General features: G+C 45.4%; 16 protein-coding genes and 1 pseudogene. 10 read left to right on the forward strand and 7 right to left on the reverse strand.

Annotation, left to right across the window (positions count from 1 at the left end; genetic code table 11):
* Position 1: 1 nt before the first annotated feature.
* The 5 genes and pseudogenes from hypE (at position 2) to dnaG (ending at position 4,799) form a co-directional block, all read left to right on the forward strand.
* On the forward strand, positions 2-1,027 hold the full coding sequence (gene hypE / locus McpCs1_RS07710) for a hydrogenase expression/formation protein HypE (protein ID WP_338096681.1): 1,026 nt from the start codon (positions 2-4) through the stop codon (positions 1,025-1,027).
* On the forward strand, positions 1,028-2,296 hold the full coding sequence (gene pyrC, locus McpCs1_RS07715; protein WP_338096682.1) for a dihydroorotase: 1,269 nt from the start codon (positions 1,028-1,030) through the stop codon (positions 2,294-2,296). It abuts the gene before it with no gap.
* Positions 2,297-2,550: 254 nt separating this feature from the next.
* Positions 2,551-2,643 (forward strand): annotated as a pseudogene (locus McpCs1_RS09340) (archaellin/type IV pilin N-terminal domain-containing protein); the annotation flags it as partial.
* Between the two features lie 3 nt (positions 2,644-2,646).
* On the forward strand, positions 2,647-3,147 hold the full coding sequence (locus tag McpCs1_RS07720) for a hypothetical protein (RefSeq protein ID WP_338096683.1): 501 nt from the start codon (positions 2,647-2,649) through the stop codon (positions 3,145-3,147).
* 113 nt (positions 3,148-3,260) lie between these two features.
* On the forward strand, positions 3,261-4,799 hold the full coding sequence (dnaG, locus tag McpCs1_RS07725; protein WP_338096684.1) for a DNA primase DnaG: 1,539 nt from the start codon (positions 3,261-3,263) through the stop codon (positions 4,797-4,799).
* 110 nt (positions 4,800-4,909) lie between these two features.
* On the opposite strand, the gene McpCs1_RS07730 is transcribed toward dnaG, so the two are convergent.
* Both McpCs1_RS07730 and McpCs1_RS07735 read right to left on the reverse strand, forming a co-directional pair.
* Positions 4,910-5,512 (reverse strand): NTP transferase domain-containing protein, encoded by a 603-nt coding sequence (locus tag McpCs1_RS07730; protein ID WP_338096685.1) that lies wholly within the window; start codon positions 5,510-5,512, stop codon positions 4,910-4,912.
* Entirely contained in the window at positions 5,500-6,510 is a 1,011-nt protein-coding gene (locus tag McpCs1_RS07735) for a pyridoxal phosphate-dependent aminotransferase (RefSeq protein WP_338096686.1), read from the reverse strand. The genes McpCs1_RS07730 and McpCs1_RS07735 overlap by 13 nt, the downstream gene beginning before the upstream one ends.
* A gap of 215 nt (positions 6,511-6,725) precedes the next feature.
* Between McpCs1_RS07735 and McpCs1_RS07740 the strand changes: the two genes are divergently transcribed.
* The 5 genes from McpCs1_RS07740 to McpCs1_RS07760 all read left to right on the forward strand — a co-directional run bounded on the left by McpCs1_RS07740 (position 6,726) and on the right by McpCs1_RS07760 (position 12,175).
* Positions 6,726-6,911, forward strand: coding sequence for a ribbon-helix-helix domain-containing protein (locus tag McpCs1_RS07740; RefSeq protein ID WP_338093773.1), 186 nt, complete (start codon positions 6,726-6,728; stop codon positions 6,909-6,911).
* A 29-nt stretch (positions 6,912-6,940) separates the two neighbouring features.
* Positions 6,941-8,107 carry a cell division protein FtsZ gene (gene ftsZ / locus McpCs1_RS07745; RefSeq protein ID WP_338096687.1) on the forward strand — a complete coding sequence of 389 codons (1,167 nt, stop codon included), beginning with the start codon at positions 6,941-6,943 and terminating at the stop codon, positions 8,105-8,107.
* A 743-nt stretch (positions 8,108-8,850) separates the two neighbouring features.
* Positions 8,851-9,732, forward strand: coding sequence for a coiled-coil protein (locus tag McpCs1_RS07750; RefSeq protein ID WP_338096688.1), 882 nt, complete (start codon positions 8,851-8,853; stop codon positions 9,730-9,732).
* 78 nt (positions 9,733-9,810) lie between these two features.
* Positions 9,811-10,992, forward strand: a complete 1,182-nt coding sequence (locus McpCs1_RS07755) for a DUF373 family protein (protein ID WP_338096689.1) — start codon at positions 9,811-9,813, stop codon at positions 10,990-10,992.
* Positions 10,993-11,377: 385 nt separating this feature from the next.
* On the forward strand, positions 11,378-12,175 hold the full coding sequence (locus McpCs1_RS07760) for a tyrosine-type recombinase/integrase (protein WP_338096690.1): 798 nt from the start codon (positions 11,378-11,380) through the stop codon (positions 12,173-12,175).
* A gap of 87 nt (positions 12,176-12,262) precedes the next feature.
* Here McpCs1_RS07760 and McpCs1_RS07765 read toward each other — a convergent pair whose 3' ends face one another.
* The 5 genes from McpCs1_RS07765 to ilvA form a co-directional block, all read right to left on the reverse strand.
* Positions 12,263-16,096 carry an ORC-CDC6 family AAA ATPase gene (locus tag McpCs1_RS07765; RefSeq protein ID WP_338096691.1) on the reverse strand — a complete coding sequence of 1,278 codons (3,834 nt, stop codon included), beginning with the start codon at positions 16,094-16,096 and terminating at the stop codon, positions 12,263-12,265.
* On the reverse strand, positions 16,089-17,309 hold the full coding sequence (locus tag McpCs1_RS07770) for a hypothetical protein (protein ID WP_338096692.1): 1,221 nt from the start codon (positions 17,307-17,309) through the stop codon (positions 16,089-16,091). Before McpCs1_RS07770 ends, McpCs1_RS07765 begins: the two co-directional genes overlap by 8 nt.
* On the reverse strand, positions 17,299-18,339 hold the full coding sequence (locus McpCs1_RS07775; RefSeq protein ID WP_338096693.1) for a DNA cytosine methyltransferase: 1,041 nt from the start codon (positions 18,337-18,339) through the stop codon (positions 17,299-17,301). Before McpCs1_RS07775 ends, McpCs1_RS07770 begins: the two co-directional genes overlap by 11 nt.
* 675 nt (positions 18,340-19,014) lie before the next feature.
* The gene (locus tag McpCs1_RS07780; RefSeq protein ID WP_338096694.1) at positions 19,015-19,533 is read right to left on the reverse strand and encodes a hypothetical protein; all 519 of its coding nucleotides are present in this window, start codon (positions 19,531-19,533) and stop codon (positions 19,015-19,017) included.
* A 393-nt stretch (positions 19,534-19,926) separates the two neighbouring features.
* On the reverse strand, positions 19,927-21,120 hold the full coding sequence (gene ilvA / locus McpCs1_RS07785) for a threonine ammonia-lyase (RefSeq protein ID WP_338096695.1): 1,194 nt from the start codon (positions 21,118-21,120) through the stop codon (positions 19,927-19,929).
* Positions 21,121-21,133: the final 13 nt, after the last annotated feature.

Here is a 21,133-nt window from a genome sequence, read left to right on the forward strand (position 1 = left end):
AATGAAAAAGGATACTGAGGTCAATATGATGCATGGCGCGGGAGGAGAGGTCATGGGAGAACTTCTCCAGACTCTGACCGCATTCAAACACAATAATGCCGGCGGCATCGGTCTTGAGTCGCTTGACGACGGTTCAACATTTGATATCGGCGGAAAAACGGTGGTGCTGACCACCGACTCGCACGTGGTGAAGCCGATCTTTTTTCCGGGCGGCGACATCGGTCGTGTTGCGGTTTCCGGAACTATTAATGATCTCTCGGTGATGGGTGCACGGCCTGTTGCCCTGACGTGCGCAATGGTGATTGAGGAAGGGTTCCCGATTACAGATCTGGAAAAAATTGTTGCGTCGATGGACGAGGCTCTCGGCGAGTGCGGGGCTTCGATCATCACCGGCGACACAAAGGTTGTGGAGAAGGGAAGTCTTGACGGTATCGTTATCAATACCGCAGGTGTTGGTGTGGTGGATGAGGAGTCGTATCTTATTCGCGACAAGGCTCTTGCCGTTGGGGACAAGATCATCGTTTCCGGAACGCTCGGCGATCATGGTATGGCGATTGTTGCCTACCGCGAGGGATTTGATCTCGGCGATCAGCTGAAGTCTGATGTTGCGCCTCTGTATTCGATGATTCATGATGCGGTGAACGCTGCGCCGAAAGGTGCAATTCATGCGATGAAGGATCCGACCCGCGGCGGGTTTGCGGCATGCATCAATGAGATGGCACGAAAAGCCGGGGTGAAGGTTGTGGTGGAGCAGGATGCGATGCCTGTTCGCGAGAATGTTGCGTCAGCCGGCAGTCTCCTCGGTATTGATCCACTGCAGGTTGCAAACGAGGGCAAGTGCGTGATGGGCGTTTCAGCAGATGCTGCTGACGCGGTGCTTGCTGCTCTGAAGAAGCATCCGTACGGAAAAAACGCAGTGATCGTCGGCGAGGTTGTGGAAGGGTCAGGCGTTGTGATGCGGACACGTATCGGCGGCGAGAGGTTTATTGAGCCGCCGATGGGCGATCCGGTTCCAAGGGTCTGTTAAATGACTGATCTGGTGCTGAAGTCTGCACTGTTGCCGGACGGCAGGGTTGCGGATATTTCAATCGCCGGCGGAGTCATCACTCATATCGGCAGCTCGGGCTCCTCGGAAAAAACAATTGACTGCCGCGGCTGTCTGTGTGTTCCTGCGGCGATTGATATGCATGTGCATATGCGGGACGGGCCGCAGTCTGCGAAGGAGGACTGGGTGACGGGAACGCAGTCTGCGGTTGCCGGTGGTGTTGCGGCGGTTGTTGATCAGCCGAACACGGTGCCTGCGATGGATTCTGCGGCAAACTTTTCCGCCCGCGTCGCTCATGCACACGAAACAAGTTTCTGTCATTTTGCAATCAACGGCTCGGTTACAGAGACTGCGGACCTGACGGGTCTGTGGGAAGCAGGCGCTCTTGCGTTTGGAGAAATGTTTGCTGCTCCGTCAAGTTACGGGTCAGCGCTCTCTCCAGAGACGATCCGCTCAGCCCTCGCTGTTCTCGGGAACGCAGGCGCTCTGACAACGGTGCATGCTGAAGAGGTTCGGCCTGGCGAGGTGCACAACCTTGCCGAGCATGCGGCGTCCCGGCCTGTCAGCGGAGAGGCGGCAACGGTTGATCTGGTGAACTCTCTTGTTCCCGCAACTGCACGTCTGCACTACTGTCATATGAGCGGTGCTGCATCCATCGCCCGGGTAATGATGCGGCCAGGGAACAGTTACGAGGTTGCGCCGCATCATCTGTTTCTTTCCTGGGAAGAGCAGAGTCCTTCGGACACGCACTTTCGCATGAACCCGCCTCTGCGAACGAAGACTGAACGGATGGAGTTGTGGCGGATGTTTGAGTCCATTCCAGCCATTGCGTCAGATCATGCTCCGCACACTACTCTTGAAAAAACTCAGCCGTTTTCGACTGCTCCCTCCGGCGTTCCGGGTGTTGAGACGATGATGCCGCTTCTGATGAATGCGGTTTTCGAGGGAAAAATTTCCCTTGATGCAGTTGTTGCAAAGACGGTCACAAATCCGTACCATATTCTCGGACTTGTCGCACCAAAGATTGCAGTCGGCAGTCGTGCGGATATTGCTGTGTATTCCAGGCAGCCTGAGACAATTCTTGCAGAGCATCTTCACAGCAGATGCGGCTGGACGCCGTATGAGGGAATGGCGGGAGTTTTCCCGCTGACGACTGTTGTCGGTGGAGCTCCTGTCTGGCATAATGGTGAGTTTTCCCGCGATGAACCGCTTTGGTTTGCCGGAAAGGGTAAATCATTCACCGCTCCATAAGTATACTGTGTCGATACTTCGGCATGTGTTAGGCCCCCGGGTGACGCATACGCAGTCGCGGAGAATGATCCACGGGACAACATGACATGCTACAGGCACCCCCCGTCCGGTCAAAGATCCATAAGGGACGGCAGCAGCCACCAATGAATGTGATCGGTTAACGACGGGGGACATATCATCCCTTTTGCATTGACATATTATTGTCATATGCTAGCCACAACTCTATCTTTTCTGAGAGGTACAGTTCTCATATTGTGTGGAAGCGTGATCCCGCAGTATCCCCGGTAATTGCTACTCTTCTAATGATAGTTTTGGTGATACTGCTTATTGCCATTCTCTGTTCCTGCCTAATGGGAACTGCAACTATGTCGTTTTCTGATTATGAACCGGTGCCTGAGATCATAGATATACAGGAGATTCATCACACTTTTAACGGAGCAATACCTAAGACTGGTGCTGCAAGCCGTCTATCTCTTATTCACAAGGGATTTGAACCTGAACCGGTTCTTGGAATACGCAATGGTGTGCCATATCTTGTTTCCGGGGAATATCCGCGATTATTTTTGTCAGATTATTCTGCAGAATTGTATGTGAATGGCGAAAACAAACATGTTTTTCTCCTGACTCTGAATGGGCATGAGTTTATTCCAACTCACCATTACAAGGTTCACACCATTGAGGGGGACGGTGTTAGTGATTATTACTGGGACCCCGGAGAAACTGCGGTGTTTGATTTTATTAATAGCCTTATTAATGAAAATGATGTCGTCACGCTTGAAATCATCAGAAAATCCGATGGCAAAGTTATCTCCCGGTCCACGGAAATTGCGCCGAAAATTGTCAGATCATAACTCCCCTACCTAATACTTTTCGGTCAGACAATTTATATGCGTCAAGAGTACATATCCTATTCATCTATGGTTACTTCTTTCATTATTCATCCCAACCATGGAGGCTTACTTACATGTACTCACCTGACACTACCAAGTATCTTATTCATATTCATATCGAGGCTGAGGGGGTGGTCGAAAAACCCGACGTAGTCGGGGCTGTTTTCGGCCAGACCGAAGGATTATTAGGCGAAGATATGGATTTGCGCGACCTGCAGCGAAGCGGTCGCGTTGGCAGAATCGATGTGCAGATTACGAGCAAGCACGGTAAAACCACCGGTGAGCTCTACGTCGCATCTTCTCTTGATCGTGCGGAAACGGCAATCCTTGCTGCGTCCCTTGAGACCATCGAGCGGGTCGGCCCCTGCGTTTCCATTATCAAGGTGCAGGGGATCGAGGATCTACGGGCGATCAAACGCCGCCAGATTGTGGACCGTGCCAAAGAGCTGCTGCTCGAATCGTTTGATGATGTCGGAATCTCGACCAATGATATTCTTGCCGAGGTTCGCGAGTCCATCAGGGTGGAGAAGGTCTCTTCCATTGGCGAGGAACGCCTCCCGGCAGGACCCAATGTCATGGACTCGGATGCCATCATTATTGTAGAAGGGAGAGCCGATGTGCTGAACCTTCTCAAGTGCGGCATCAAAAACACGGTGGCTGTTGAGGGAACCAAAGTTCCCCAGACGGTTGTGGAGCTGAGCATCAAGAAGAACACGACGGTGTTTGTGGACGGCGACCGCGGAGGAGATCTGATTCTGCGTGAGCTTTTGCAGGTCGCAGAGATTGATTTCGTGGCGTTTTCTCCCCGCGGACGAAGTGTGGAGGACATGTCGCGCAAGGAGATTGTGAAGTCTCTGCGCAACAAGATTCCTGCTGATACCCTGCGTGCACAGATTACGCGTGACGAGCCGATTGCTGATCTCGTGCCTGATCTTGTTTCGATGCATGATGTGACAGCAGATCTTGCAATGATGCAGGCTGTCTCTGAGCCTGAGGTGCCCAGCGCGGTTTCGGTCCCTTTGTCTGAGCCGGTGGTGCCGGTTCCCGCAGTGATTCCCGAGGCAGTGCCTCTCGTGCCTGCTCCTGTGCCAATTTCCGAGCCTGCTCCCGCAGTGCCTGCTGTTCCGGAAAAGACCACTCGTTCCAAGAAGACGGCGGCGGTTTCTGCCGAACCGGTTGTTCCTCCGCAGAAGGTGGCTGAGGTTCCGCTTGCATCGGTTGCGGTCATCACCGGCGAACCTGAGCCGGCGTCTGTGCCTGCTCCTGCGCCCGCACCTGCATCTGTACCGAAGACGAAGCAGGCCGCACCTGCTGTGCCGCCTGTTCTGGTTGCAGAACCAAGGACCATTGCCGAGCACTCGGACTGGATGCGTCAGACCGGAAGGGCCCGCGTTCTTACTGCTGATGGTGCCATTCACGGCGACTACTCGTTATCTGAGATGCGGGATATTCTGCCAAAGCTGAAGGGGGACTTCGCCGGTGTGATCATCGACGAAGTGGTGAACCAGCGGTTTGTGGATACGGCTGCAGAGAAGGGAATGAAGTTTGTTGTGGCGAAAAACTTTGATGGAATCGTCCGGCGTCCCGTGTCTATTAGGATGATTTTACTCTAACTTTTTTTTTGATGAGGTGACTCTGCCTCCCACGGAAAAACAGGGTGCAGGCCTTTGGTCTGCACTCTGTTTTTCCATGAGTGGAGCTGATCAAGTACAGATAGTGCCCTTCACAACCCACGCACCGCATAGAACTCGCGTTCCAGCACCGCAAGCTCCTCGCGGGTATTGATATTGAATGCAAGGCCGGGCTCATCAAGCAGCAGGCAGAACTCTTCCTGCGCAACACCGATCAGACCGCCGGTCAGTATGTTCACTGCGCAGGGAGTTGCCGCAACGCCGCAGACAGTTTCACAGTAGCGGGGCTGCATGCCGTATGCCTCGCACCTGCTGACCGGCACCCAGGCAGAGCATGCGGGAAGTCCGTGTTCGGCATGGGCCGCACGGATGCGGCGGATGATATCCTCGGTTAAGCAGGGGATATCTGCTGCCGAGGTGAAGAGCGGGCCTTCCTCATCGGTCATCTCTACTGCTTCGGTGAGGTCCTCTACATAGCCGGTTCCTGCTGTGTCAAGGAAGTCGATGCCGTTTGCCCTGCACCAGTTTCTGGTGAACGGTGTCTTGTGTGAGGTGATAACGAGCGGTTCGCAGTCTGCCGCAGCAAATGCATCCAGCACCCAGGAGATCATCGGCTGCTCATGCACCATCACCAGCGCTTTTTCTCCAAGTCTCAGGCGTGATCCTTCGCCGCCGGCAAGAATCAGCGCAAGCATGCCTCAACTGCCTCCAGTACCCGGACGTTTTTCTCCCGAGTCTCAACCGAGACCCGGATGCTTCTTGCAAGACCAAACGAGGTGCAGTCGCGGACAAGAATTCCTTTGTCGATCATTGCTCTGGTGAAGTGAGCTGCGTCACGGTCAAGGTGGATGAGAATATAATTGACCGTTGACTCTTCATAGGATAACTCAAGGTCTCTCAGGCGGGCATAATACCAGTCGCGCTCTTCGGCAAGTTTGCGGGCAGAGTCCCGCAGTTCATGATAGTGGGCGAGGGCAAGTTTTGCATAATACTCGGCAAATGCGTTCACGGTCCATGGTGTGCGGGCGGTTTCAATTTTTGCGATCAGGTCAGGGTCACCGAACCCGAACCCGAATCTGATGCCAGGCACACAGAAGGATTTGGTTAACGACCGCATTACAAAAAGATCCGGAGACCGCAGGTCCGTGATCGAGTCCTCAGGCTCGGAGAGGTCCATGAATGCTTCGTCCACGAAGAGTTTTGTTCCGTCGCTTGTGCAGAGCTCAAGTTCAGCGAGCATCTGTTCTCTTGAGAGAAGGGTTCCGGTCGGGTTGTTCGGGTTGCAGATGAATCTGACCTTTGGCTTTTGGTTGCCGAGCTGGTCGCCGGAGCGTATCTCTGCTCCGGCAAGTTCAGCAGAGAGGCCGTACTCGGAGAATGTCGGCTGATCAATTCTTGCGATGTCGCCGGTTTTGAGAGTGGTGTGACAGTAGACGCGTATGAGCTCTGCGGATCCGTTGCCGACGCATATTTCGTCCACATTTCTTTCGAACACGCGTGAGATGCTTTCTTTTAATTCTATGTAACTGTCATCAGGGTAGAAGGAGAGATCCGCGCAAGAGTAGTCAACAGGAAAGGCTGGGACATGCGGGTTCATGCTTGCGCTCACGTCAAGAAAATCGCAGCCGAATGTGCGCCTCAGTTCCTGTGCTTTTCCTCCATGCACAGCTTTTTTTGGAAAATGTCTCTCCATGCTCTTGAATTCCTGTTTATTAGTATCGACGCACGGACATAAATACCGTGCAGAATGGCAGTATTTTTTAATGAACCGAACCTGTCTGGCATACATATCTATATATGGGAAGAGATTCAATTATGTTTTGTCCAAAACAGGACGTCAGTCGAGTGTCATACTAATGTCAGACAAATGTCAGACGAATGACTGACAATTGTCTGAATGGAGTTATGATGGACAGAATCACGATCCGCTTACCGCCGCAGCAGGTGGAACTACTGGAGAAACTTGTTGAGACTGGGGAGTTTCCCACCGTATCTGAAGCCGTCAGATACGCCGTGAGGGAGTTTCTCGCAGGTAGAAGCGAACGAATTATTCGTGAGAGTGACCAGGTATCCACATTCGACGTACGACTTTAATGTTAAAAATTATTGGGGTGTGAAAAAACATGCAGAGTATTATTAACGAGGCATTAAAAAACTCAGAACTTGAAAAGGGAATGCAGAAGACCTCTATCGTTGACGACGACGATATGCTTGGACAGCCAAGAATCGTGATTGTCGGCTGCGGAGGCGCAGGAAACAACACCATCAACCGTCTGCACAACATGAAGGTTGCCGGTGCTGAGACTATCGCAATCAACACCGACAAGCAGCACCTGGATATGATTCAGGCTGACAAGCGTGTTCTTATCGGCAAGTCCCTGACCCGCGGTCTTGGTGCCGGAGGTTTCCCTGATGTTGGTCGCCGTGCCGCAGAGATGGCCAGACCGACGCTTGAAGAGATCTTAAAGGATGCAGACCTTGTGTTCGTCACTGCCGGTATGGGCGGTGGAACTGGTACGGGATCCGCACCGGTTGTTGCACAGATTGCCAAGGAACACGGAGCTATTGTTATTGCAATGGTCAGCTACCCGTTCCAGGTTGAGCGTGCGAGAATGCTGAAGGCCGAGGATGGTCTTGAGGCAATGCGTCAGGCAGCAGATTCTGTTATTGTTCTCGACAACAACAGACTGAAGAACTTTGTTCCAAACCTTCCGCTTGGTCAGGCCTTCTCCGTGATGGACCAGATCATTGCTGAGACGGTAAAAGGAATCTCTGAGACGATCACTGAGCCGTCCTTAATCAACATCGACTACGCAGATGTCCGTGCAATCATGAGCAAGGGCGGTCTTGCAGTTATGCTGGTCGGCGAGTCCAAGCAGCAGAACAAGGCTGAGAGCGTTATCCGCGACTGTCTTGCACACCCGCTTCTTGACATCGATTTCAGAGGCGCAACCGGCGGTCTTATCCACATCACGGGCGGTAATGATCTTACGCTCCATGATGCTGAGGAGATTGCCCAGCAGCTGACCTATGAACTTGATCCGCACGCAGATGTTATCTGGGGCGCACGTGTCCGCAAGGACTTTGAGGGCAAGGTTTCAGTTATGGCAATCATGACCGGTATCCAGAGCCCGCAGATTCTTGGCGGCCACTCGGTTAACCTTGCATCCAAGCCCTCTCAGTCAAGCGGCAGCGGCTTTAACTATGCCCAGGCTTCCGCCGCAACCCACTCCTCGTCAAACAATACCGCAACTGCACGCAGCGGTTCAAGCTTTGACTGGATTATGTAAGGTAGGGCAGCCACCATCCTTACACCGAGGATTTCCATACATACACTAGGTACCGGGGAGAAACTACACACCAACCACCACTCAGCTTCCCGGTGCCAGTTTCCTGGAGTACAAAGGACTCAGATATTCCAACCAATACGATAACTATAATTCACACGGGGCAGGATTCACACTCAGCTGCCCCGAAAACCCCAACCCGCAATCGGGGTTGGTCAGCCTCTTTTGTTTTTTATTCTTTTTCGGTATCTTGTACTTTCTGTTCCGCCCACGGAAAAGCGGAGCACACGGAAATTTCACAGAAAAAACATCACGGAGCAGACGAGAACATCACGGAAATGAGTTGTTCGTGTGTTGTTTTCGGATTCCGTATTGTTCACGCCTCTCAGTGATGTTTTTATTTCTGTGTTTTCCTGCGAAGCTGCGCAACAGTAAGCATGATGGGGCAGGCATGCTTTCTCGCGTTTTTCTTGGGCGGCTTTTCGATTAGGGACAGAAATCTATCCTCTCCGACATGTTTAAATGTTAAGGTCTCCATTTATTATAGGAAAGTCGTGTATCTGAAAGGTAGAGTACCTGAAGACAGACGGCAGAAAGTACAGGAGGTTGAATACCATTCGTTCGCTTGAGATTATAGATTCGTTTTTGTGTCATTTTTCATGCAATTTTGTATTTGATTCCCGCCTTTTTCCGTTTATGTTTTCCACTCGATTCAATCAGGCGGCTGCTCAGGATAGGTAAGAACGTTGACCGAAGATCTTGTCGCAAAGAGAAAAACACTCCTCGAAGAGTCTGAAGAACACAAAACAAAGCGCAATGAGTTGAACGCGCAGGCAAGCCAGTTTGCCCGCGAGAGAAACGAGTTGAACAATGCAACCCGTCAGTATGTTGAGGATGCACAGAAGAATAAAGAGCTTCGTGATCAGAACAACAACGAGGTTCAGGCTCTTAAGGAACAGCGCAATGAGTTAAACGACAAGGCGAATGCGCTTTTCGAAGAGATTGACGCACTCAGAGGCGATGCAGGTTCCGGCGCAGCCGCTGCAAGCCATGAGAAGAAGACTTCCGCAAAGGATATTCTCCGTCAAATTGAGTCTCTTGAGGAGAGACAGCAGACTGAGGTCATGACGACGGAAAAAGAGCGCGAGCTTGTCGACAAGATTAAGCAGCTCCGTTCCGAAGTCAAAGAGCAGGAAGTTGAGCACGAGCAGAACAAGGAAGTTCGCGGCCGCTTAATTGAGGCACGCGAGTTCCGCAAGCAGGCATCCGCTCTGCACGCAGATGTGACCGAGAAGGCAGAGCTTGCTCAGAAGCACCACGATCTGATGGTCGAGTGCTACCGCAAGGCTGACAAGTCACGTGAGGGTGCAGATGCAAAGCACAAGCAGTTTGTCGAGGCCCAGGAAGCAGCAGATTCCGAGCACAAGGCATTCCTTGAGTGCCAGAAGAACCTCCGCGATTATGATAAGGTTCTGACCGGTATGCGCAGCAAGCAGAAGAAGGTCAAGACTGTGAAGGAGAACAAGTCCGCACGCAAGGAAGCAGAGACCATCTTCAATGCTTTCAAGAGCGGCGAGAAGCTGACGACCGAGGATCTGTTAAAGCTCCAGCGGTCGAAGCTTATCTAAATTCCATATTTTTTTTCTGTTTTGCGGGTGGTTTGTTGACCACAGGTATATTATCGATTAACTCGCAAGGTATAATGAATGACTGCGGGACGAATTCTGATTCTCAGCGTCGATCGGGACGATGATATCGGATATAAGGCAGGCGTGACGAGTCCTGTTGTGGGGAGAGAGGCGTGTCTGGATGCTGCGACGCGTCTTGGTATTGCAGATCCGGAGGATTCGGATACGAATGCGATTTTTCAGGCAGTTAAGACGTATGATGAGCTGAAGGGCAAGGGCGAGGATGTGGAGGTTGCGGTTATCGGCGGCAATCATATGAATATGCTGGAGGGTGACCGCCGGATTGCTGAACTTTTGGAGGATCTGGTTGCACAGACCGGGGTTGAGAAGTGTGTGCTGATTTCGGATGGTGCGGAGGATGAGTTTGTTCTGCCGATTATCCAGTCGTATCTGAAGGTGTCGGGTGTTGTGCGTGTGGTGATTAAGCAGCTGCCGAATATCGAGGGTACGTACTATATTATTAAAAAACTGTTTAATGATCCGAAGATTGCGCGAAGCGTTCTGGTGCCGATTGCGCTTGCGATGATTTTGTATGTGGCGGCGTCCCTGCTGTCTCCAGAGATTCCGGCGATGCTGGTGGTGATCGGTATTATCGGTGTGTATCTGCTGATTAAGGGTTTCGATCTGGATGAGTATGTGGGTTATATTTACTACGGGTTTGTTGATTCATTCCATAAAGGGCGGATTTCGTTCGTGGCGTATGCGATTGCCGGAATTCTGACGCTCTGCGGTGTGATTGCTGGTCTGATGAGTATTGTGACGTACTATCCGGTGACGGGGGATCCCGGGCTGCTCTATAATGTGATGACGTTCCTGTATGGTGCGGTTATCTGGGTGGTTGTGGGCGGTCTTGTTGCGGTGGCTGGTAAGATTGCGGACTGTGTGCAGAATGAGCGGGCGGCTCTTGCACGGATGTTTGTGGTGCCGTTCTTTATTGTTGCGCTGGGGATGATTGTGTATGGGGCGGTGATTTATTTCCTGTCGATTTCACCGATTGAGCCGTTCCCGTTTACGACGACTGAGGGTGTTGTGGCTATTATCCTCCTGACGCTTGCGGGGCTGATTGTGGCGTTTACGGGCATTTATTACCGCCCGCTTGTGCAGCGGTATGTGCTTGCGTGGATTGATCGAAAGATGCGTCAGGATAAGGAAGAGGAGGAGAAGACGCACGCTCCGGTGTATAAGAAGATTAAATACTGATTTTTTTATTTTTTTGGGTGATGGTGGATACCTTCTGCTTAGGCGCTGATTTATGAAGAACAGTGATGATGAATCTGGGGCATTTTGTTCATCATAATCAGCACACGCGTCGGATGATGTAAGTCGTAACCGGTGGATAATCACACCTATTTTTCGATGAAAACATCATTTTTGTTCTTCTTCGTATGATCATCCCTATCTGTAGCTCATCTCTCTCAAACATATCAACATGACAATCTTTCGTTTGCCGCACACAACATATCTCGAACAAGAAAATCATAATTTCCAAACCTTATTTGACAATCTAACCTCTCTCATCGCATATCAGGATCAATACGTTCTGCTATTCATAGCATCCGCTGCAAACACTCTTACCGAACCACGCATGCATGATCTCGAAATACTCATACACACCTATCTTGAATACTGCAGGTATCAGAAAGGCCTCAACGAAAAAACCCTCCAAGCCTACAAAATTGATCTCTTACAGTATCACTCCTACTATTCTGGCTGTCCCATCCCCGAAGTCCTCTCCCGGAATAACCTCATTCACTACATCACCCATCTCCACAAAAACTACAAACCACGAAGCTCCAAACGAAAAATTGCCAGCCTCAAAGCATTCTGCGCATACCTGCAGTATGAAGAAATATTTCCTGAGAACCCCTTCGAACGAATCAAAACAAAATTTCAGGAACCTCTCCTTTTGCCTCGCACCATCCCTTTCGTAAACATCGAAACTCTTCTGATTACCGCCTATGCAGAGGCAAAACATCATGCAGATACCAATCATTATCACACCTGTCTGCGGGATATTGCAGTTTTGGAACTTCTCTTCGCCACCGGGATCCGTGTATCTGAATTGTGCGGACTTAATCAAATGGACATTGATCTTGATCGCGGCGTTGTCAAGATCTATGGAAAGGGTGCCAGGGAGCGAATTGTTCAGATCGGCCATGCTGAGGTACTGGCCGCACTCATCCGGTATCGTGATGCATTCACTCAGGATATTGAATCAGGTGGTGCTTTTTTCGTGAACCGTGTCCATCATCGCCTATCTGAGCAGTCTGTGAGACTCATGATCAACAAGTACACCGAGAAGGCCTCTCTTCCTCTTCATATAACTCCGCACATGTTCCGGCACATTTATGTCAAGCGCATGACAAAAAATATTTTGCAATAATTTGTTGACTGGAACTACAAAGGAAAGCAATTTTATTGCAAACTACTTGCCTTTGTATAAAATAGCTTGTCACCAATAATAGTATTGTTACTTTTTTTCAAACTGATAATAAACTGTTTCTTTAGCCCCTATTGAGAATTGATCTTTATCAAATTCAGCTGGATGGACATACCAGCATTGAGATATTTTTCCTATAGAACTTAGAGCAGCACATGCAAGGGTCTGTAATTTTGTTCCCGTAAGCCCTATTTCAATATTAGTTCCTTGATTGACATACAATGCATAATATTTATTCAATAATTGTTTTAATATTTCTTCTGGGTTCTTTCGATCACTCAAAATAGTTTCTATATTGTTATAATTACTCTTCACTATATCTGCTGCCATTTGCGCAAGTTGTGAGCGATAGCTCTTTCCCGAAGAAACAAATAATTCAGCCCATGAATAATCTCTGTTTTCCAATAATGTAAGTATGCGTTGATTTTTTGAAACAACAAATCCTAATAATGTTGAGGGTCTCGTACTATAACAATCGGATGTCTCCAAAAGTGGTCTAATCTCATATTCTGGTTTTTCACCTATCAATAACCCATCCATAATTTTTCTGAATCGTTTGTATTTCGGCATTTTTTTCGTTTCTTCAAATTTTTCAAAAATAGTTTTTTCAAGCGGATAATATTCTTCAGCTTCGGTGTATGAAATAATGGTTTTTTTATCACTCGATAATATTTTTTCAGCAATTGAAAAGATTAATGGTTTTGATAGCCCTGTAATATCTAACAAACAACTCTCCACGTTATCGATTTGATTATATATTTCTACTAAATTATCGTGATCAATTTTCTCTATTAAGCCGCCATATCCCTTTTTTTGGATTGATGAAACGATTTCATTCGTTTTCCCTTCTTCAGGATATTTAATCAAGCAAATTTTTTTGGGATTCCATATATTAAGGATATTTTTGGCTGATTCACTAGCTCTCTCTTCAAATCCTAAAGCTATAATGACCAAATCTATTTTTTTACTAATTCCACTACTCAAATCAATTTTATCTATTTTTATTTTTTCGTGAAGATACAACAAATCTGTATTTAGGGTTTCATCATTTTTCCGGTTTTCATCAACAGAAAAATGGTCAAAAAAACTTAATTGCATTTGAGGAAGTTCTTTCTTTTCGCTTTGTTCAGCTTTAACTTCCGTATATTCCAAGTTATCATCGTCATCGCCTTTAAGATTTTTTATCAATGATTTATCATTTGGATTATCCTCTAATTCATCAAACAGTCTGTCTGGCGACTTATCATCCTCCGTGTATTCCAAGTTATCATCATCATCGCCTTTAAGATTCTTTATCAATATTTCCTTGCTCGGATTGTTGAGCCAATCATCTAATTGTTCGCCTGACAATTCAAAGCGGTCACGATCTGACAGGCCAATTAGACTAGCAATTCCGTATAATTTTCTATATGCGAGTTTGAACTGTAATATTGGATTCGCTCCTGGATTTTTCGACCTAGGCGCACCACTAGCAAAGATGAAAATTCCTGCATCAACCAATTCTATTAATTTTTTGAGTTGTTCATTCTTTTTATCTTCGTCACTAGTAACTCTAACGTGCATGCTTGTATATTGTCTTAATCTTAGGGATGGTTTCACTTTCCGCGCTCCATCATTATATTCTTTCATTTTTTTATCATAATCTTTTTTAGATTTAACTAATAAATAATTTGACGCTTCTGCAAATGATATTGCATATTGTTGCAATTTATTGTCGCGTCTATTTAAATTGTATAAACGGCCACTACATAAATCCTGAAAACAATCTGATTGATCTTTTTTGCTTACTGGAGTTTCATTCTTATACTTTTGCACGATACGATCATATAAAAGAATAACATCACCAATATCTCCAACGCAACATCCTGCAAGAGCACTAATGCCATAGTAAGCTGTATTCAACTCAATAGATTTAGATGCAGAAGCAATATTCAATGCAATAACTGATAAAGGACTATTACCCAATATTTTTGACGGGGGATGATCAGGATGATTTACATAATAACTCAAACGTTTTTCCAATATTTTTAACAAAAAGGTTTTTCCATTACTATTTTTATTCTTTTCTTTAATTTTTTCTAAAACCTTTGCGCCAAAGTCATACATTGTGAAATCTCTACCTTCGCGTGCTAGAGCAACATTTCCGGGTGAAGTTAGTTCCATTAACTCTACTGATTGCATCTCGGTAGTTATTTTAAAGGAACATAGGCTACTTTGAAACAACAAATTTGAAAACAAATCAATAATGGTGTCGACTTTTAAATAACGTATACTTGCATCGTCAAGAAGGAAAAATACTTTTTTATTATTCCAAAGTTCGGACATACCCATAATAAGCAATGCCAAAGATTCAAAGGCATTTTTGGGAGAATCTTTTAATTTGGGACCATCCGCATCAGAGAAACAAGTAATTTTCATAGAGAGATAATGTTCTAGGTCTGAATCCCCCAATTGAGTTGGATCATCTAACAAGTTTATTGTAACAATACATTGTAGAAATTCTACTACTTTTTTCTTGTAATTCGGATTTATTAAGTCCGAATCCAAAGATTTTAAGTGTCTAATGATCCCTAGTAACTCAATAGTATATATCCAAATTAATTTAGCAAAATTATCTGAGGAAGCCCTCCCACGATTATCGATCAAATTCGAGCATGACGCGGACAGCCCAACATAAACATCATCTTTTAAAATATCTATCCGATTGTGCGTATCATTGTGTTCAAAATTCGCTCTTGCATGAAAATCTAATGCGCCTAGTAAGGTTGTTTTGCCACATCCCCTCATTCCTGTAATTAGTTGAGGTCCAGAAACCGAAATACCCTTTAGCCATTTATTATCTGGATCGACCAATAAAAATGGGATATAGCATTTGTGAATAGTTTGAGCATTATATCCGTCGTCTAATCTGGTGAGGACAAAATTTCGCTCCCATGGAGCATAGCTCAAATTGCTGTTAAAGTCTTCTTTCACAATATGAATTAGTTCATCAGGGGTAGGTACCCTGCTGCGTTCTGACAATGGAGCAATCAAATTCGTAATTTTTTCTAATGTTTCTTTTATCCGAAAATCCGAGTCAGTTGCCTTAGTCGTTACTTTATTATTTATAAGTTCCGACATTCTTTTAAGATGATTATATATCTGAGTTTGATCTCCAAATCTGTCTGTATTACTTAAGCTTTCTTCTTTTGAAGAATTTAGGTCAATAACCATAAGGCGAATTGAGCTATTTAATTCGTCAATTCTTCGGATATTTTGACCTAATTGTTCGACAATTAAATTATCACCATGCAAGTCATTATGATACTTTTGTTTGTTTTGCAATTCACTCCAAATTCTAATAAGATCAATTGCAAGCTGAGCGAAGTTTCTTGCATTAATATTGCTATCCTCGTTAATAAACTCATTAAAGGTTGTTCCGTTGATATACTCCAATTCTGAAACAAAACAGGGTATGATGTGATTTCCAAAGGTAACATCAGCGCGAAAATAATTCTTTATCTTTACTATGTGATCCGTACCTTTTGATATATCACTATGCTCTACGCATTCCTTCGCAAAAACACCATATGAAGTTTCTTCTTTGCGGTTAAAATTCTTTAACTCATCATATATTCTCGCAGGTGTTACTTTGAGAATAGTTTCTTCATCAAATTTGCCGCTTGTACAAAGATAAGTAACTGCATAAAAACCACGTCCCTTTGGCATAACGACATTGTAACTTATATTGTCTTCAGACACAATGGTTGTAGGAATTTCTTTTAATGGAAAATCATATGGCATGTTACAGATAGAGCATAAATCCGTAAGCTGTTTTTCAGAATAATCTTTCTTAATACAATTGAAACAACAATATTTACCCATTGATTACCACCTCATAATTATTATACTGTATATTCGGGGGATGCGACATAATTGTTGCGATGGTGTTATTAAAAATAGATATATATTTATCACGATATTTGGGACATAGACGTAAAGTTGCTATTAGCTGATTCTTATCCACCGGAATGTCTGGTAAAGCTTGAAGAATTAACCCACAGGGGTCTGGGTATTTATTATCAGATGCCACTTCCAAGTTTTGGATTTCCACAATTAAGTCTCGTATTTTCTCAAGATTATACTTACAATATCCTGATGTTGGTGCATATATCTCTATATCGTGACTACATTTTATTAGGTCGCAATATTCAACAAACTTTGAATATACACCTTCTTGTTTTGCTAAATTTCGCTTGAAAGCCAAATGCAAATCTTCGTTAGAGATGTCTGTTATACTATCACTATATGTATCGTAAATAACTAAATTCCGGGATATATTCTTGCAATATTCTTTATGATGCTCTAGCCAAGGAGACGATTCATTCAAGAATATGTTATAAAGTGCGAGTAAAGATTCGCCCCTTCCAATATATGGTTGATATGGAGTAGATGCATCACTGATGTAACAAACTGCTTTTATGCCTAAGTTCGTTGCAGTTTCACAAAATATTTTTGCATATTTTGAAGCTTCTATATTATTATGACCTAAATTTGCATATTTTGACACTCGTATATCGAGCCCCACAAGTGAAAGACCAACTGCTATTTTTTTTGAAAGAAGACTTGCAATTGCTAAAAAAGGGACATCCACTTTCTGATTCTGCTTACGATACGAATATAAAATCGCATCAAGTGGCGTAAAAGACTGATCAGCAATAAAATGAATATATCCACCGGTTGCCACTTCTTTTTCTAAGTTGCTAAGGGTGTAATTTATTTTATAATTATTTATTTGGAATAGAGCATCAATAGCACCAGCTGGCCTACCCGGAATACCGAGCTTAACAACATCAAATCCGAGTACGTCCAAGTATAATGGACACAATAAGGTGGAAAGCGAGGATGGTCCACCTGTCGATGCAATGTCCGCCCTGTGATCTTTAAAGGGTAGACGACATCCAGAAGAGGCCAATGTTTCGGCAAGTTTTTTTATATCGCTTATTGCTACGTCATCTTGTTCGAAATATGAAACAAGCCTCTCCATCGATTCTAATGATTGATTATTTGCAAAATCACATAATATATCATCGAGCATATGCACCCTCACCTTTAGTTAAAAGATAATTATATATTACTGTGCATTGTATTTGGCTAAACAGTGGCGGCAAAGCATTTCCAATCATACTAGCTATAGATTCTTTAGGAATATTTGTAGGAAATATGTAATCATAAGGAAATGTTTGTAAGAGAGAGGCTTCCCTTGCCGAAATACATCTGTCTTCCTCAGGATGTAGAAAGCGTCCCTTTGAAGGATTAAGGCAACCTCCAGTAATAGTAGGTGCGACATCATCCCATTTCATCCTACCATAAACATCTGAAAATCCAATATTAGATTTTTTGTGGCAATTCAGACGGTATATTTCGGGTAAATCTTTTTGGCTCCCTCCCTCTTTAGGAATTACAGAAATCATCTTTTTTATGCGATTAGAGTGATTAGGTAACATTTTGTGCATATCATCTTTTGTATTTGATGTTTTCTCTAGCTTGCCAATTGCTTCACGGACAGTACATTTTTTTCTTTCAACTGTATCTATTTCCAAGGCATCTCCAAGAGCGCCCAAAAGCACTAATCTTTTTCTGCGTTGTGGCACACCATATTTTGAAAAATCAACAATTAAATGCGAGATATTGTATCCAATTTTTATAAGTTCATCATAAAAATGTAAAAATCTTTCGTATTTAATTATTCCAGGTACATTTTCCAACATAATACATTGTGGGTGGAGATCCACTATCAATCTTAAAAACTCATCAATTAAATTATTTCGTCCATCTACAACAGCTTCTCTTTTATTTTTGCACCTTACGGAAGAAAATCCTTGGCATGGAGGGCATCCGGCAAGAAGATGAAGCGGTTCACCATGCAATAATTCCCTTATTTTATTGGAATCCAAAGTCCGTATATCACATTCAAACACATTGGTTTCTAAATGATTTAATTTATATACACTCGCGGCATTTTTGTTTATTTCAACAGCAGCAACAACAGAAAAGCCAGCTTGTTTAATTCCTTCTGACATGCCTCCACAACCAGCAAATAAGTCTATAGCATTATATTTTTTCATAAGATCATTCCTTAATAAATGGAATTTGTCGATACTATCTCTACTACGTTATTCTGTATCATACACCTTAATTATGTTTTCGTTTATCCTCCAATTTTTGGGTTGATATTGGAATAGCCCACGCTTTTCCAAGACATTGAACACCTTTCTTTTATACGGCCTTGTTCACAAATAATTTGAACTTGCCGTTCAGAGATATTTACTTATTAAATACTTCTTTTGATATTGTACATTCCATATTTAACTTATTTATTAGGTAATTACGCATATATTTGTCTAGTTTTTCTCCTCTAAATCCAAAATATCCATTGTCCAAAACCGAACTCCATTTCCATCCCCCACTCGGTATGGAAATATCACGAATTTGTTTGTTACCACCAAGTTTATCAGAATTTACCTGACGATTTTATCAATCTGATAAGGAAGTACCAACCCGATCATCGAACACGGTGAGGATTTTCAACACTTCCATATCAGCTGACGAAGAGGACGCAATCGGGATTGAGACCTTTTACAACAGATTCTCTCAACATCACCCATCATGATGCGATCCCAATCTCCCATAATTGTGAGCAAATATCATGATGTATATTCCGGCCATTTTATTTATCTAAAACTGCTCTCCAGAAATCACCCAATTAAAAAAAAGATTAGCGTCCCATCAGGCAGCCCCTTTTACTCCTCTTCGCCCATCTCTCCTAAAATCCGGCTCTCCGTCTCCAGCCGATCGCGGTACGCAACAAGTGCCACCGCATACTCTTCTGACTCATGGAATCCTTTCAGGAACTCATCCGTCGTCTCCCCCATAACCGCGCTCGCCTCTTCCGCAAGATCCGGAATAATCTCCGCAGCCTGCTCATCAACAACATTCTGCGAATCCACCGCCACATCCATCAGCGCATTGATCGCAGTCTGGTCTGCAAAGTACTTCCCCATCGAGTTGCAGTAATTCATCAGAATCTCTGCCGCCTGTTTCTCCTTCTTCAGCTCCTTCAGCGTTTTCTTCGCAGCCTTCGTCTGCTTCGCAAGTTTCTTGTGAGACTCGGTTGCTTTCTTCGGCACCTTTGCCTTCTGCTTGCTGCTGTCGCTGTCAGCTTGGCTCTTTCCCTTATTTTGAGCAGTTACAATAACGATTTTCTTCTCGCCGTTGAGTTTAATGACATTATTACTGCCTTTTGATTTCTCTGAGGCCATGGTGGGTTACAACTCCCTGTAGAATACTACGTTAACCCTGTACTATTATTAGTGTTTAGATGCTCCCTGATTTTATGAAAATATTTTTTTCGATAAGAGTTACAGGATGGCGAATATTTCGAAACGAGAATCGCATACCTGCGGTATGCTCACCGCTTCGCATGCCGTTCCGTCGTGCTCACTGCTTCGCAGCCTCGCGGAATAACACGAATAATAAACTTCCATGCATCTCTAAATGGATAGATATATCCGATAAAAATAATTTTGCAAACTCCTTAAAAATCGCCAATGGCGATTTTTTATTCGCGTTATTCGTGTTTCAGAAATCAGACCGCACAACCCCTATTCCAAAAAACTCCGACGAAATCAAAAAAGAAAATTGATCAAACGAACTCACATAAGTTTGTAACCGGCACCCTGGAGAGCACTCTTGATCTCATCGATCTGTTTCTGATCGCGGGTCTCCATACCGATCTTAATCACGCAGCTGTTGATCGCAGAGTTTGCCTCACCGCGATCATGATGCACGCTCACCACATTGCCACCAAGCTGTGCAATGATCTCTGAAATTCCCTGCAGCTGCCCCGGTTTATCGATCAGCGGAATCGTCAGATTCGCAACACGTCCTGACTTCAGAAGACCGCGGGTGATAACGCGGCTCAAAATCGTCACATCAATATTGCCGCCGGAAAGCACACACACCACATTCTTGCCTGCGACATCGATCTTGCCAAACATCACCGCAGCAACAGAAACCGCTCCCGCTCCTTCGGCGATCAGTTTCTGATGCTCGATCAGCTCAAGAACCGCACTCGCAACCTCGTCATCCGTTACTGTCACGATCTCATCAACATACTTGCTGACCATATCAAACGTAATATCGCCCGGACACTTCACCGCAATACCGTCCGCGAACGTTGAGACTGCCGCAAGCGGAGACTTCTTCTGCAGATCAACAGACCGCTTCATCGAAGGGGCTCCTTCGGTCTGCACGCCGTAGATCTTACAATCCGGTTTCAGATGCTTCATCACAAACGCAATGCCTGAGATAAGTCCGCCGCCGCCGATCGGAACCACGACCGCATCAGCGTTCGGCAGCTGATCCAAAATCTCCAGACCAATCGTCCCCTGGCCAGCGATCACGTCGTCGTCATCGAACGGATGAATAAATGTCCTGCTCTGCTCCTTCTGCAGCTCGCACGCCCTGGCATACGCATCGTCATATGCACCTGCCACCAGCTCCACTTCTGCACCATACGACTTTGTCGCCTCAATCTTTGAGATCGGCGCGCTGTCCGGAATACAGATCAGAGAGTTAATACCGTTCTTTGCCGCCGCAAGAGCAACACCCTGGGCATGGTTTCCTGCCGAGCACGCAATGACTCCCCGCGATTTTTCTTCGGGACTGAGTTGCGATATCTTATAGTAGGCACCGCGAACCTTGAATGAACCCGTAATCTGAAGATTTTCCGTCTTCAGATACACATACCCGTCCTTACTGAGATTGGGGGCATAGATGATATCGGTCTTTCTGATGACCGGCCGCAGGATGTAGGCGGCATGATAGATCTTGTCGAGAGTAAGCATCGGAGAATATCGC

The sequence above is a fragment of the Methanorbis rubei genome, from assembly GCF_032714495.1.
Lineage (GTDB): Archaea > Halobacteriota > Methanomicrobia > Methanomicrobiales > Methanocorpusculaceae > Methanocorpusculum > Methanocorpusculum rubei.